Source organism: Carnobacterium sp., assembly GCF_040274425.1.
Window position 1 is genome coordinate 1 of the sequence record NZ_JBEMBC010000168.1, and the last position, 1,956, is coordinate 1,956.

The 1,956-nt window shown below is 35.9% G+C and carries 2 protein-coding genes; both read right to left on the reverse strand.

From position 1 onward, the window contains the following. Positions 1-370: 370 nt before the first annotated feature. A complete protein-coding gene (locus tag ABS911_RS15025) occupies positions 371-1,105 on the reverse strand; it encodes a glucose 1-dehydrogenase (protein ID WP_350468221.1) in 735 nt (244 codons plus the stop codon). Positions 1,106-1,273: 168 nt separating this feature from the next. Continuing rightward, the coding region (locus ABS911_RS15030) for an ABC transporter ATP-binding protein (protein WP_350468222.1) at positions 1,274-1,956 on the reverse strand (683 nt) is incomplete at its 5' end.

A 1,956-nucleotide genomic window follows, 5' to 3' on the forward strand; every position in this document is an offset into this window, starting at 1 on the left:
ATCTGACACCGTTAGAAGTATTTTTAACTTACATTAATGAGTGGGAACTGTCTAACTTAATTTGACAAACGAAATTTTTATTTTGAATAAACATCAACATCGTCCGATTCAACTTCTCTGTTTCATCATGGAAAATCGCATGACCGCTCTTTCTAAATGGTACAATTAGCCTTGTTAATGGAATGGGATAAATTCTTTTTTATAAAAATTTAGCATAAATTAAAAATAGAACATGAAATTCAGTAGTGAAAAAAACTGAATTTCATGTTCTATTTGGAGAGTTTAAATAACAAATTTTTGCCATCCTGTAAAACAATGACCCGTTAGAAACAACTAGTATTCATGGAACTTTTTTGATTGCATATAACTATTATTGTGCAGTCATTCCACCATCAATAACGAATTCAGATCCTGTTGAGTAGCTTGACTCATCAGAAGCTAAGAATAGCACCATGTTTGATACTTCTTCTGGTTGTGCTAAACGTTTTAGTGGAATACTTTTAGAGAATTCTTCTACAGCTGCTTTTGTATCTTCTTGAAGAACAATCGGAGTAGCAATTACACCTGGATGTACAGAGTTTACGCGAATACCCATTGGTGCCAAATTTATTGCAGCTGCTTTCGTCATACCGCGAACAGCAAATTTTGTATCTGTATAACCCACAGCACCCGCTACTAATCCGTTCATTGAAGAAATATTAATGATGGAACCACCACCAGCTTTCATCATAGAAGCTGCTGCAGCTTTCGTTCCTAAGAACACGGACACTTGGTTGATATCTACAATACGACGGTATTCTGCCAATGTAATATCAAATAGGTTCTTCGCCATTGTAATACCAGCGTTATTTACTAATACATTAACGGAGCCAAAGACCTCTTCAGTTTTAGCAATAACAGTTGCCCAATCTTCTTCAGACGATACATCTTGTTTAACAAAAAGAGCATTTTCGCCAAGTTCAGCTGCCAGTGCGTTTCCTTTTTCCTCATTTAAATCTGTCAACACAACTTTTGCGCCTTGTTCAATAAACAATCTCACATGTGTTTCTCCCATGCCTTGTGCTGCACCGGTAATGATTACTACTTTTCCTAATAAACGATCCATGAAAAAAAATCTCCCTTTAAAAACAAATTTGTAACATAATATAGTCAACTATAGCATTTACCTTTAACAGTTAAATACTTTTTCAACCAAATGTCAGCCCTTTCAACATTTGTTGCTTATTAGGAGGGGATATAGCGTAACTATACTTCTTGTTCTTTTTCCTTATTTTTATAGAAATTCAATGGTTTGTTTGCCTGAAATAGGATTAGTATAGGTGTGACAATCCACTTCATACAATTCTTTAATGACCGCTTCTGTTAAAACTTCTTCTGGTCTTCCTTCTTTAATGATCCGTCCATCTTTCATCGCATACAAATAATCTGTAAAGCGTGCAGCTAAATTCAAATCATGTAAAGCTGCTAATACACCAATAGGTAAGGAACCGACTGTTCTTAAAATACTCAATTGATGTTTGATATCCAAATGATTGGTGGGCTCGTCTAAAACTAAGAATCTAGGCTGTTGGACCAACGTTCTGCCTAATATGACCCGCTGTTTTTCTCCACCTGACAATGATAAGAAACTCCTATCCGCGATTTTTTCCAAGTCCAGTTGGAGAAGAACCTTTTCAACAATTTCATAATCTAAAGCATTGTCTCTCTCCATTAAACCTTTGTATGGTGAGCGTCCGAGCAATAACATATCACGGATGGAAAAATCAAAATTGACTTCGTGAAACTGTCCCACGACACCTAATTTTTTTGCGAGCTGTTTATTTGAAAGATCTTGAACATTTTCGTCACCCAAAGTAATGACTCCCTTACTGGGTTCAAGTAGTTTAGAAACACTTTTCAATAAAGTCGATTTCCCACAGCCATTCGGTCCGATCACACCTACAAACTGATTCTTAC

Excerpts from the sequence above, each read along its gene's own strand:
- ABS911_RS15025 (WP_350468221.1), bottom strand. The coding sequence starts at position 1,105 with ATGGATCGTTTATTAGGAAAAGTAGTAATCATTACCGGTGCAGCACAA.